This window comes from Mesorhizobium kamtschaticum (assembly GCF_056174585.1).
On the sequence record NZ_CM149691.1, the window covers coordinates 2,981,296 to 2,994,088 of the forward strand.

Sequence of the window (12,793 nt, forward strand, 5' to 3'; positions counted from 1 at the left end):
CACCATGGTGAAGCAAGCCTATTTGGAACGGGCCTGGCCGAAACAAGCCTGGACATGGATAGCCGTCGCCGTCATCGCGGCGCTCGCACTGCTGCCGCTGCTGCCCGGCGCGATCGATGGCTATGCCTTCTCGTTCCTGTTCTTCGTCTTCATCTACGCGATAATGGCTCAAGGCTGGAACCTGGTCGCCGGTTTCGGGGGGCAGATCAGCCTCGGCAATCACGCCTTCTTCGGGCTCGGCGCCTACACCACCGCCATCCTGTGGAGCGGCAACTATCTCTGGGGCTCGCTTTATGACGCCTATCCGCGCATTTATTATTTCGACCCGGTGACGATGGTGCTGGGCGGGCTGGTCGCGGCGGTGGCCGCCATCATCATCGGCCTGCCGCTTTTGTCCAAACTGCGCGGCGACTATTTCGCGCTGGGCACGCTCGGCTTCGGCGAGATCGTCAAGGTGATGTTCATCAATGGCGGCGACTTCACCGGCGGCGCCTTCGGCGTCGTCGCACCCGCCGGCACCTTCGACACGCTGTTGCCGCACTATCTGGTCGGGCTCGGCCTGATGGTCGGCACGGCACTTGCCATTCGCCTGCTGATGCGCTCGCGCTACGGGCTGGCGCTGATCGCCGTGCGCGACGACGAGATGGCGGCCTCGGCCAACGGCATCGATGTGCTCAAGGTCAAGGTCGCAGCCTTCGCCGGCAGCGCCTTCATCGCCGGCATCGCCGGCAGCCTCTACACCTATTACATCTTCCATGTCGGCCCGGATTCGGTCTTCGACCTCGACTGGATGCTGTTGCCGCTGATGATGACCGTGGTCGGCGGTACCGGCACGCTGCTCGGCCCGATCCTCGGCGCCTTCGTGATGTATGCGGTGTTTGATCTGGCACGCATCGTGGTGCCCGATTATCACCCGGTGATTTCAGGGCTGACGATCATCCTGGCGATGCTGTTCTTGCCGAAGGGCCTGATGCGGAGTTTTGGCGGCAGGGCGCGGGTGGTGCGAGGCTAATGTCAAAACGCGGCCGGCTGCCGCCGGTTCAATGTCAGAAACGCGAACGTCCGTGGCGCTCTAAGAACCTGGCGCTAACAGCCGGTTGCTGGATGCAAGTTCGGTCCCTATTCGTACGCCGCTATCTCCCTCGGAATTCTTGACCGTGCCTTGCGCTTGCGAACCCCTTGAGCACCGGCTTTACCGGTGGACTTCGTGGCCGCCGACTTTGGCATGACAGGTGACTGTTTCTGTACCTTGCCGGACGTCTTGCCTTTGACCGCCTTGCGCGCGTTTTGCCGCCAATCATCGATGTAGTTCGTCACCCCCAACTCGTCTCGGAACTGGCTGATGCGCTCTTTTTCGAGCTTGTAGGCTTCGCTTTTGTCTTTGATGTCGAGACCGTCAAAGGCGCGTTTCACGGAGTGGAAACCGAGAGCCCGATAGGACTCCATCTGCTCCTCGGAAAAGAACTGGTCGCCCGTCGATTCGTGAGGAAACAGCGGGTTGCGGCGCTCATAGTCGAGCACATAATCGGGCTCGTCGCCGGTCACCGCGGCTTTGATATAGAGCAGCAGTCCCTCTTCGCGTGAATTCGCCTTGTCGGCATAGGCTATGCGGCCGATGGCGAAATGATGCAGATGAGCCAGGCTTTCGCTTGGCTCTCGTTTCACCTTGTCCGCCTGGCGCTTGATGACGGTGTCGCGGATCGGCTGCCAATCCAGTTCGATGCGGGTGCTTTCATCGATCCGGATAAAGCGCTGCACATCGCAGAATGCGCCGAAGTTCATGCCCGGATCGGCTTCACCATCGACGACGATGATCAGTTTGCACTTGCGCTTCAGCAATTGATAAAGGCCGAGATTGTCGAGATGCCCGCCATCGGTGATGTAGATGCGCGAACTGTCCGACCTCAATATGCCGAAGGCCTCCTGGAACAGATAGAGGCGCATATACTCTTCCCAGCTGCGCTCTTGAGGCTTCTTGACCGGGGCTCCAGCCAAGGCCCGGGTTTCGTGCTCTGCCTCGTTTGCGCCTGCCTCCGGGAGGGGCCCGGATTGGGCATCCAGGGCGACTGCCTCAATGCCTGTGGTCGGCGCGGCATGCCCTTCCACCTCGGCTGCCTTGGTCAGTTCCTCCTCAGCCTTCTGCACGGCCTTTTTCGCAGCTCGATCGCGATAGTCGTAGATATCACCCCGATACTCCTCCCAATAGAGAAGCCGCTTGGGATTCGTCAGCCAAAAGCCCATCCGCAGATTGAGCATTGCCAATGTCGGACCGAGCAGGCCGATCTTTATGCGGCCCATGCTGGACGATACGGCGGCACCGGATATCGCTGTCGCTGTCGCCAGATCCAGCTGATTTTCACATTCCGCCAACCGTTTCGCTGGCGCATAATGTGTCGCATCGCTTCCGACGTATTTCTTTGAAAAGACAAAGAACTCGGCGTTTCTGCCGCGCTTGGCCGGGTCAAATTCGGTCGTTGTTGTTGTTGTGCCTTTCGTCGACCGCTTGACGTTCAGCGTTCCGTTCACCAACAAATAGGGTGCTTTGTCACTGAGTTCATGCAACTTCATCCCAGTCTCCTGGGTTCTACCCAGACTGAAAGCGGCTTGAAGTCTGTCACGGTAAAGACGATGCAGGCCGTTCGCATTTTCCGTGAAGAACAGTGTGACAAGCCAGACCGACAACGTCAGCCCAACATAGTTGCACAGCACCGGCCATTGATCGCCTGCATCCACGGGCCGCACCGCCGCCGCGGCCAGTGCCGCGACCACCAATGCGGCCACGATATACAAGGCGATGCTGGGCTTCACTTTGGGCGAACGCAATCGGTCGCCAAGGAAAGCGAGACGGACCTTCCAGGTTAGAGCCTCGCCGGCTCTGGTGTCCTTGTATGATCTGTAGGTGATGAACCATGAGGCGCCCATCAAGACGACGGTGCCAAGGATGAACGACCAGAAATGGTTGGCGCTGGTCAACCAGTGTGGACTGAGCGCATATCCCGCAATGACCCGGCTCGGCCGCTCGAAGGTGATGCCCCATGAAGCCAAGTGGTTTGCCAGCACCGGGAATGCCTCACCAAGGCGGGTGAGCAGCCAGACGAACAGAGATGGTTGCGAACCCAAGGGCGGCTGGATCTTGATTCCCCAGGCCACGAGCATGATGAACAGGCCGTAGAGCAGCAGCGGCAGCGCCATGCCCAACGCATAGAAAGCGGATTGCGCCAGCAGCCCCTGAAGCCACGCGCCTGTCTTCTGCGAGTTCAGCGCCCGTTCGATCCAGCCGATCAGCACACCGCGGAAAGCAGCCGTAGAGGTGATCAAGGCAACGGCGCTGGTCGCCAGTGCCTTCAGTGTGAAGCCGACATCCGCCGATGTCTGGAACCAGATGGCAAGATTGATCACATATGGCTGCAGCTCGACAATCATCGACACGCAAAGCAGAACCAGCAGTGCCCGGCCCATCCCGGCGCCCCGCGACGACGGCTCGAAGAGGTCTCTTGCCCTCGCACCGCCTGCAAAATCGACAATGGATCGCGACAGCGCCCAACCGACCAGCCAGCATCCCAAAGATACAGCGACGAGCTTGCTCATGATCCACGGATCGCTGATGTAGGGGTGCAACCATTGCCAGCCACCGGTGTCGGCCAAGGGATAGCACCAGAATCCATTGTACTTTGGACAAGCCAGGAAAGGTGGAAGATCCGAAATCAGACTGCGCTTAAGATGAGCCGTGGTCGGGTTGGCCAGGATGAGCAACGTCGCCAGAGGCAACATCACTGTCAGCAGCAGCAGGAAGTTGACCATCAGACCGCGAAGGAGGATCGCCAGCGATAGGCCGATATCTCTCAGTCCCTCGGGCGCAAGGAACTTGCTGTTGTCACGCAGATGCTTGACTTGACTGCTATCGCCACCGGTTTTCTCATCATCTGCGAACGGGAACTTGAGGGGCTTCACAATCGGCGCCGTACCTTGGGCCTTAGCGTGGCGAGCGGCTTCAGCAGCGTCGTCAGCTTCGCGGGTCAACGCGGCGACCATGCTTGCCCCGATGTAGCCGCCGCCCGATACGGTCGACAGATAATCGATCTTCGGGATCAGGCCGTAGAGGTTCAGGGCCTGCAATGCGCCAAGGGAAAACGACGCCGAGCGGATTCCGCCACCCGACAAGGCGACACCGAAGAGATTGTCCGGTTTGTCGACGCTGATTGGCTCGCCACGCCGCTCATGAATTGCTTCGTACTCGTCCTTCAGCACCCGATCGAATGTGACGGTGCCGGGATCGGCTTTGGCTGATGCTGTGGATGAATTGGTTGCTCCCTGCATAAGCGCCCCCCGGCCCAAATGTCATGCCCGAAATTATTACCCAATTGCTTGCATGATTGATAGCCGTTCCGCGAGGTCCGACAGCTATTCTTTCAGCAAAGATATAGAGGGGCGAGTTCAGCTATAGCTGAATGTAAAATCACGACGAACAATTTGCCGACTGGTGCCCCGCTGGCGCCGATGGGGTGCTCATCGGCGGCGCGCGCGACCTGCGCGCGGATTTGCGTTGAGGGGACCGTCCGGCACGATGCTCCGGTGCCTTCGTCATCTACTCAGTGTTCGATCTGGCACGCATCGTGGTGCCGGATTGTCATCCGGTGTCAGGAATGGGCCGAGGGCAGACTGGCGGGCCTGTAGGAGTCCTACCGAAAACCAAACGTTTATCTTGCTAATCCGGCAGCCGTACTTCGCATTTTCGCATCAGCCAGGGATCACCATGGGCCATGAGCTTTCCCTGATCGACAAGGGCCACGATACGGCTCAGCAACATCAAGTCGCCGACCTGGATATACGGCTCCATATTGTGTCCCATGGTCTCGGCGATGACCCGTGCAACCTTGCGCCAGTCCTTGGTGGCTCGCTCCAGCAGGAGCGCATCGAAAACATCCTCAGGCGCCGAGACGAGCCCGGAATCGGTGACGATACGGAACGGCGCGTTTTCGGATTTCAACGTCCGCCAGCGCCGCGCGGCATCTTCTCGTTCCTGGCTCGTCATCGCGCGTTCCGTGCCGAGCAGCAAGGCGAGTTCCTCCTCGTTGATAAGCGAAACGGCCTGTCTGGGGCTCGACAATTCCGCCTTGCCGCCGGGCCGCGTCACCGGCATTTGCAACCGGGTGACGTCGATGATGTCGTAGGGGCGGTCGCCGAGGCGATCCACCAGGGCCAGGAAGAAAGCATGCTCATGGGCGCTGTGGCGTCCGAACCAGACGACGAGGCGGTCCGGGGTAGACATGACGTGCCGCCAGAAATCGTCGAAATCGATGTCGTGCTCGTCATACAACGACGCCCACCAGCGCAGGCGTGCCGAGGACTCCTCGGAATCAATTGGGCCGCAGCTGAGATTGTCGCGAAAAATGATGACGTCGTCGGTACGCCCGCTCGTGCGGATCGCCTGGCGAAGCGAATGACCCGCCGAATGGCCGGGCGCGATGTGCAGTATGCCGCTGCGCCATTTGTGCGTCCCGTCCGGGTTCAAATCTCGCTTGAAATGGTCGGTGTCGGAAAACGTGACATGGACGACCATCCGTCCATCCGACAGCAGAAGCCGGTAGGCGGTCGTTTTGCCTGATAACCAATGGGCGGTGAAACGGACTTCATCATTCCCAGAAGTCAGGTCTTGGATTTCCGCGAGTTCGCCGCTGGAACCATCGATGGCGCAGACGACGAGGTGGCCATCGACAATCTTGATCTCGATCGTTGCGGTCTTGTGCCGGTCATTCCCGGCAATCCAGCGACCAACGAATTCCTCCATCGGCCTTGATCCTCACCTGCTCATTCTCAAACGGCTCGAGATCGCCGGCGCGGGTTAGTCCGAAAAACTCACGCTCACGCCGCGCTGGCGAAAATAAGCCTGCATCAACTTGCGGCCCGAGCGGTTGCTCTGCGCCAATTTGGTCGGATCGAACACCGCCTGTTTTATTCCCTCTCGTGCCAGCGCTGCCTTAAGTGCCGCGATATGGGCGTCGATCTCGGCATTGTCCGCTCGGAGCGAGGCATAGATACTCTCGGTCGCCTCGGCCACGGTCAGTTCGCTCACAGCTGTCGTCCTCATGTTGGTTGATTGGGCGGCGGCTTAGCATAGATTCGCGGCTCCGCGATACCGATGGGAGCGTCAGTGCGCAGCGTGCCCGGGTTTCGAACGGCAATCCATGTGGGGTGGCATCCGCGTCTTGATGCGCTCACGCTATGGGCTGGCGCCGCCGCCTGCGAATCTCAATACCGCCCTGACTCTTTTCCCTCTCCTCAAACGTCTTAGCTTCAGTGAAGCAACGGAGCAGGGTCAAATGAGCCTCAAGGACAAGAAAATCGTCGTCACCGGCGGCAGCCGGGGGCTTGGCCTCGGATTGGTCGAAGCGCTGGTCGAGAAGGGCGCCAGCGTCACGGTCGTTGCGCGTGGCGCCGAGGCGCTGCAGGCGGTCGGGGCGCGGCTTGGGGTCGCCACCATTGCCGCCGACGTCACGGACGAGGATGCGGCCTATCGCATCCTCGGCGAGGTTCGGCCCGACATAGTGGTGCTGAACGCCGGTGCGACGCCCCGGATGGGGCGGTTGGATCAGCTGAAGTGGGAGGATTTTTCCGTTGCCTGGGAAACCGATGTCAAGGGCGGGTTCTACTGGCTGCAGGCGGCGCTGAACCTGCCGCTGAAGCCTAGCAGCCGGGTGCTGGTTGGGTCGAGTGGTGCGGCCGTCACCGGATCGCAGATGTCGGGCGGCTATGGCGGCTCCAAGCGCATGCTCTGGTTCATGGCCAAATACGCCAATGGCGTGGCGCAGGAGAAAAACCTCGGCATCCGCTTCCAGGCGATCCTGCCCCGGCAGATAATCCTCGGAACGGGAATCGGCGAGGCGGCGGCCGGCGCCTATGCCGGCTCGATGGGCATCACGCCGGAACAGTTCGTCACCCGCTTCGGCGCGCCAATGCCGCCCCGGGCGTTCGGCGACAGGTTGGTTTCCGTGCTGGAAGACCCGCAATATGCGGAGGGCGTCGTCTTCGGTCTCAACGGCGACGCGGGCGTTACGATCATGGAGGGCACGGCTGCTGAGCGACGGAAAGCCTGAAGTGGACCGCGACCGACAGGAAGGGCTGCTTGCCCTGGCCGTGGCGCTGCGCCCGGAACTGCACCGCTACTGCGCGCGCCTGATGGGATCGGTCATCGACGGCGAGGATGTGGTGCAAGACACGTTTGCGCGGGCCTTCGTCGCGCTGGACGAACTGTGCGAGGTGCCGCAGCTCAGGCCCTGGCTGTTCCGCATCGCCCACAACCGTGCGCTGGACCTCTTGCGCAGCCGCGCGATCCGCGTCGCCGAGCCGATCGAGGCGGCGCTTGAAATTGCCGACGACAGCAAAGCCGACCCGGTGGAGGCACTGATGCGCAGGCAAGCGATGGAAACCGCTGTGTCGCGCTTCGCGGAACTTCCGGTCAACCAACGCAGCGTCATCATCCTGAAAGATGTGCTTGACGAGCCGCTGTCCGAGATCGCCGCTCTGCTTGGCATCACGGTCGATGCGGTGAAGGCGCATCTGTCGCGCGGCCGCGCGCGGCTTCGGGAGATCAACGCCCAGGCCAACCCGCTCCCCGATGCGCGCATCGCGTCGGCCGCAGTGGTCCGCTACATCAGCCTGTTCAACCAGCGCGACTGGGATGGCCTGCGCGCGCTGCTTGCCGATGACGTAAGACTTCAGCAGTCCATGCACCCGCAGCGCTCGGGCGCCGCCGACGTTGGTACGTTCTTCACGATCTATGCCAAGAGCGAGGGCCTGTGGCTCAAACCGGCCTGGGTCGAGGGCCGCGAGGTGATAGCGGTTTTCGAACACCGGGCGGCCGCGAAGCCAATTCATTTCATGTGGCTGGAATGGCGGGAAGGGCGGATCAGCTTCATCCGCGACTATCGCTATGTCGGCTATGTCGCCGACGATGCCGGGCTGGTGCTGGCCAGGGACATCAGGGGGATAGCCGGTTCCTGAACCGGCTATCCAATCGTTGTCCGCCCACTGCGATCCGCCGCAACACTTGACGCAGGGCGCTCGCCGGATGTTGGCGCTGGTGCCTACCCGCGTTTCTCAATCACCGCATACAGCACATTCCGGTTCTCGCCAAAATACACCTTTGCCTCGACGGCGTTGCGGTCGACGCTGGCGTTGACGATGTTCCACATGTCGACTTCCGAGCGCAGCAGCAGCACCCAGTCCATGAAGGTTTCCCGGTAGCCGGCGTCGGGGGTGCCCTCGGCGTAGTTGGCGAACAGGAATGTGCCGTTCGGCTTCAGCATCTGCAGGCAGGTCTTGGTCAGTTTCACGGCGACGTTGTGCTGGAGGTAGTCGTAAAGACCTGAGGCGTAGATGAGGTCGAACTTGCCGAGCTTGTGGCCTCTGGTCAGTACGGTCCGCACCGAGCCGTCGATGGCCTCGACCGCGGTGCCCTGGAAGTCGCGTGCGATCAGCCCGACGCTCTGCGGATCCTGGTCGAGCGCGACCCAGCGCTTGAGGCCGCCCTCGGCCAGCGCGACGGAGCGATTGGCTTCGCGCAGATGGCCGGCCGCGATCGCCAGCACTTCGGTTTCGGGTCCGTTTTTGGCGGCGGTCTCATCGACATAGCGGGTCAGGAGATCGCGCCGTTCGCGAGCCGCCACGCATGACGGAACGTTCTGGGTATGGCTGTAAAGCGCCTTGCCGATCTCCGAGGCGCTCGCCACGCTCTCGGCCACATGCGGGTCGCAATAGATGTAGTCGAGCAGCTGCGCGTCGCCGGAATAGCCCCTGGGCTTGGTGAAGGACCAGTGCGTCAGCGGATCCTCGAGAAAGTACTTCAGGATCGGATGGTTCTGCGCCACCGGTATCAAGGCCTGCCAGACGTCGGGATGCACCTTGGCCCGCAGCGCGCTGAGCAGCGACAGCAAGCGGCGAACGATCTCGGCGGGAAATTTCTGCTGCTCGATCTGCTGCTGTGTGGCGTGGAGGATGAGGGCCAGCTCGGCGCGGGCGGTCTCGAACGCTTCACCATGATGCTCTAGCGTGCCTTTACGCAGACTGCCGGCGATCATCTCTGCGGTAATCAGGCTTTGCCCATCGAACACGGTTTGCACACCAGGACTCCTTGGTTAACAGTCAGTTAACTTATTGCGTAGAATACTCCATTTGCCAACGCGCCTCGGGGGCATTTTATCGGTATGATTAATTTCCCGCTAACCATCTCAACTCATTAGATAAGTTGTCGGGCGGATTCCGGGTTCGAGTTAACGCAAACTTGTGTTGAGCCATTGCATTTTACGTCGCGGCAATGGTGTCGTCCCAGGGAGTCGGCCTGCGTGGGGGCAGAATTTGGAAAAGGGTTCGGAGCACAAAATCCCCTTTCGCAGGGCTTTGTGAACGAGCGCGCGTCGTCCAGATTGGCCGATACGGTGGATGTCGAACCGTACGATCCGCGCCAGGAACTGGGGGCGGCCGAGCTGCGCATCCTCTACCGCAAGGAATCCCAAGCGAAACGAAGAGCGGACGCCAGGCCAGGGCTTTGGATCGCAGTCGTCATCTATGTGTTGTTTTCGGTGTCGGATCTGCTGCTGATACCGGATGTCGCCCCCTATACGATCACGGCGCGCTTCGCGGTCGGACTGACCGCGCTATTGATCCTGGAAGCACAGCTTCGCCGGGGAGCCGCCACCGATTGGCTCGACATAACCTGCGCCGCGGCCATCATTTTTGGCTATATCGGCTGGTTGTGCCCGGCATTCCTGGGTGCAAACAAGGAAAGCGTCGCTTACTATATGGTCTTCGGCACCATTTTCATGATGAGTGCCAATCTTTTCTTCACGTTCAGCTTCAAGGTTTCGATCGTAACGTCGACAATAATCCTGTGCATTCTGTACGTCGTGAACTACTTTGTGCCGGCGTCTCTGACATACAAGATGGTGTTCGGTACGTTCTACGTTTCATGCTTCACCTTCACCTCCTATATAAACTGGAAGCTGAACGAAGAGCGCTACAACGTCTTCCTGAACGCGCTGGAAGCCAAGATCCAGCACAAGGAGGCCACCGAACGCGGCAAGGCCCTGCTGAGACTGTCGCGGACGGATCCGCTTACGGGCCTGGAGAACCGGCGCGCCATCGACGAGAAGCTGCGCGATTATTGGAACGACTGGCAAAAGCTTGGCAGCAAGTTCGCGGCGATCCTCATCGATGTCGACTTCTTCAAGAAGTTCAACGACTGCTACGGCCACCAGGAAGGCGACCGTTGCCTGATCCATGTCGCCAACGCGCTCAGCGATCTGATCAAGAACTACAATGGCTCGATCGGGCGCTATGGCGGCGAAGAGTTCATCGTGCTCGCCCGCATGGACAAGAAGGAAGAGGTCACGGAGCTGGCGGAAGCCGTTTGTCGCACGGTGGAGAACCTGGCGATCACCCATGAGCTCAGGCGCGACGGGGTCTCGATCGTGACGGCGAGCGTAGGCGCTGCGTTTACCAGGACGCAGGCCGGCGCCAAGCTGGAGAAGATCATCCACGAGGCGGATCGCGCGCTCTATCTGGCCAAGGCCGGCGGCCGCAATTGTGTCCGGCTGTTCGACCCGACCGATCCGCAGAGCAGCGACGAGAGCGAGAACCTCGCGGCGCTTCTGAAGATCGCAATCGCCCAGGGTCTCGTTTCACTCGTCTATCAGCCCATCCAGGACGTCGTGTCGGGCCGGGTCGAGGCGGTAGAGGCGCTGATGCGTCTCAAGATGCTTGATGGCACGCTGGTTCCGCCGAGCCTGTTCATTCCCGTCGCGGAACGCACAGGCGCGATCCTGGAACTGGGCCGCTGGGCAATAAGGAAGGTCTGCGCCGAACTGCTGGCGGACGATCACGTGCGTGTCGTCAGTGTCAACGTCTCGCCGATCCAGCTCAAGACGCCTGGCTTCGCCGCATCCGTCGCGACCATCCTGGGCGAGACCGGCGTGACCGGCAACAGGCTGGCCTTCGAAATCACCGAAGGCCTCGAGATGGAGATGCACTCCGACATCCTGCGCTGCATCAGCGACCTGAAGCTGCTCGGCATCAAGATCTGGCTCGACGATTTCGGCACCGGCTTTGCCGGCCTTTCGTGGCTGCGTCTGATCGATTTCGATACGGTCAAGATCGACCGCTCGTTCCTGCACGACTGCGGCACGCCGAAGGGCATGGCGATGCTGCAGGACATCATTGCGCTGGTGCGCAATCGCGGCCACAAGATCCTGGTCGAAGGCGTGGAAACCGACGAGCAGATCGCGCTCATGCGCGAGTTCGGCATCGACAAGATCCAGGGTTTTCGCGTTGGCCGTCCCGTTCCCGCCGCGAATTACCAGGCCAAGCGCGGCATGCAAAAACGCCCATACCTCAAATCCGCATGACCGCGGGCTGCCCCGGTTTTCGGGATCGGCACAGACCTCCGCCGGCCGGCGAACTCACCCAGCAGATTGCGCGCCGTGCGCATGAAGATCCTTGAGCCGATCGGGATCAGGTCGTCGGGAAAATCATAGTCCGGATTGTGCAGGGACGGGTGGCGCTCGCCGGCGCCGAGGAAGAACATCGCCGACTTTGCACTGTGGCCGAACAGGCCGAAATCTTCCGAGGCGCGCATCGGCAGGGCTTCTTGCCCATGCACGACGCCTTCTTCGTCGAGCGCGCGCTGCAGATGCTCGACCGCGTCCGGCGCGTTGACGCTGGCGACGAAGATCTCGTGGTAATCCCATCGGGCGGCGAGGCGATGCCGGGCAGCGATCTCCTTGACCAGCGCTTCGGCCGCAGTGCAGAGGTCGGCCATGCGCTCGTCGCGGCGGGTGCGCAGCGTCGCCCACACCTCAGCATGCGCGGGCGCGATGCCGAACACGGCTTCGCCCATTTCGGCATGGGTGACGGTGACCATGGAGAAATCGTCATCGGCGAAGGTGGCGCGGCCGAGCGCGGGCAGCGCCGGCATCAGCTCTGAGATCGCCGGCATGGGCGAGATGCCGGTCTCGGGCATGGAGGAATGCGCGGTCTTGCCCTCGAGCACGATGCGGATGCCGCGCGAGGCGCAGTTGACGACGCCGGGCTTGAGCCTGACCTCGCCGAACGGCGCGCCGGGCAGGTTGTGCAGCGAGAAGGCGAAATCGGGCGCGATCTCGCCAAAGCGGGGATCGGCGACGACGCCGGCCGCGCCATTGCCGGTTTCTTCCGCCGGCTGGAACATCAGCACGACGCGGCCGCTTGCCGGCCGCTCGCGCCCGAGCTGGCGGCCAAGCGCGGCCAGGATCGCAGTGTGGCCATCATGGCCGCACATATGCGACTTGCCCGGCACCTGCGAAGCATGCGGCACCCCTGACAGTTCCTCGATCGGCAGCGCGTCGAGTTCGGAACGGAACAGCACGGTCGGTCCGGCCTTGCCGCTGTCATAGACCGCCGCCACGCCGTGCCCGCCGAGGCCGGTCAGCACTCTGTCCGGCGCCGTGTCGGCGAGGAAGGAGACGACTTCCTTCGCCGTCTTCTCCTCCTCGTTGGAGATTTCCGGCTGCCGGTGCAGCTTGCGCCGCCACTCGGTGATCTCGATGATATCCCGGTTGGTGAGGGTCACGTGTTTCCGCCTCCGTTTGCTCCGATCGGCACAGTGTCGCAAACGCCGCTAGTGGACGCGATTGGGGCAGAGCGCTTTGAACTGGTCCAGCGTGACATCGTATGACGAGGCGCCGGAGCCATGTCGCGTATGCCGGTGATGGGTGGCTGCGGCACGCTGCAGACTAACCCCGGTCATGCCGGGAAGTCGTCG

The 12,793-nt window shown here is 61.5% G+C and carries 8 protein-coding genes and 1 pseudogene; 4 read left to right on the plus strand and 5 right to left on the minus strand.

From position 1 onward, the window contains the following. Positions 1–4: 4 nt before the first annotated feature. On the plus strand, positions 5–1,012 hold the full coding sequence (locus tag AC0V7N_RS14610; RefSeq protein WP_496627923.1) for an ABC transporter permease subunit: 1,008 nt from the start codon (positions 5–7) through the stop codon (positions 1,010–1,012). Positions 1,013–1,119: 107 nt separating this feature from the next. On the opposite strand, the gene AC0V7N_RS14615 is transcribed toward AC0V7N_RS14610, so the two are convergent. From AC0V7N_RS14615 to AC0V7N_RS14625, 3 genes are all read right to left on the minus strand, one after another. Then, complete coding sequence (locus tag AC0V7N_RS14615) at positions 1,120–4,317, minus strand: patatin-like phospholipase family protein (RefSeq protein WP_475458604.1); 3,198 nt, start codon at positions 4,315–4,317, stop codon at positions 1,120–1,122. A 388-nt stretch (positions 4,318–4,705) separates the two neighbouring features. Beyond that, entirely contained in the window at positions 4,706–5,788 is a 1,083-nt protein-coding gene (locus AC0V7N_RS14620; RefSeq protein WP_475458606.1) for a DUF3658 domain-containing protein, read from the minus strand. A gap of 54 nt (positions 5,789–5,842) precedes the next feature. Beyond that, a complete protein-coding gene (locus AC0V7N_RS14625; RefSeq protein WP_475458608.1) occupies positions 5,843–6,088 on the minus strand; it encodes a hypothetical protein in 246 nt (81 codons plus the stop codon). A 232-nt stretch (positions 6,089–6,320) separates the two neighbouring features. Here AC0V7N_RS14625 and AC0V7N_RS14630 point away from each other — a divergent pair, with 232 nt between their 5' ends. After that, positions 6,321–7,094 carry an SDR family NAD(P)-dependent oxidoreductase gene (locus AC0V7N_RS14630; protein ID WP_475458610.1) on the plus strand — a complete coding sequence of 258 codons (774 nt, stop codon included), beginning with the start codon at positions 6,321–6,323 and terminating at the stop codon, positions 7,092–7,094. Further along, positions 7,075–8,001, plus strand: a complete 927-nt coding sequence (locus AC0V7N_RS14635; RefSeq protein WP_475460333.1) for a sigma-70 family RNA polymerase sigma factor — start codon at positions 7,075–7,077, stop codon at positions 7,999–8,001. The genes AC0V7N_RS14630 and AC0V7N_RS14635 overlap by 20 nt, the downstream gene beginning before the upstream one ends. 83 nt (positions 8,002–8,084) lie before the next feature. Here AC0V7N_RS14635 and AC0V7N_RS14640 read toward each other — a convergent pair whose 3' ends face one another. Further along, positions 8,085–9,119, minus strand: a complete 1,035-nt coding sequence (locus AC0V7N_RS14640; protein ID WP_475458612.1) for a class I SAM-dependent methyltransferase — start codon at positions 9,117–9,119, stop codon at positions 8,085–8,087. 279 nt (positions 9,120–9,398) lie between these two features. Here AC0V7N_RS14640 and AC0V7N_RS14645 point away from each other — a divergent pair, with 279 nt between their 5' ends. Next, complete coding sequence (locus AC0V7N_RS14645; protein ID WP_475458614.1) at positions 9,399–11,399, plus strand: putative bifunctional diguanylate cyclase/phosphodiesterase; 2,001 nt, start codon at positions 9,399–9,401, stop codon at positions 11,397–11,399. A 56-nt stretch (positions 11,400–11,455) separates the two neighbouring features. On the opposite strand, the pseudogene AC0V7N_RS14650 reads toward AC0V7N_RS14645, so the two are convergent. Beyond that, positions 11,456–12,601 (minus strand): annotated as a pseudogene (locus AC0V7N_RS14650) (amidohydrolase); the annotation flags it as partial. Positions 12,602–12,793 lie beyond the last annotated feature (192 nt).

Bases quoted from the DNA above. Each gene is read 5' to 3' on its own strand.
- AC0V7N_RS14610 (WP_496627923.1), top strand. From the start codon at position 5: ATGGTGAAGCAAGCCTATTTGGAACGGGCCTGGCCGAAACAAGCCTGG.
- AC0V7N_RS14615 (WP_475458604.1), bottom strand. From the start codon at position 4,317: ATGCAGGGAGCAACCAATTCATCCACAGCATCAGCCAAAGCCGATCCC.
- AC0V7N_RS14620 (WP_475458606.1), bottom strand. From the start codon at position 5,788: ATGGAGGAATTCGTTGGTCGCTGGATTGCCGGGAATGACCGGCACAAG.
- AC0V7N_RS14625 (WP_475458608.1), bottom strand. From the start codon at position 6,088: ATGAGGACGACAGCTGTGAGCGAACTGACCGTGGCCGAGGCGACCGAG.
- AC0V7N_RS14630 (WP_475458610.1), top strand. From the start codon at position 6,321: ATGAGCCTCAAGGACAAGAAAATCGTCGTCACCGGCGGCAGCCGGGGG.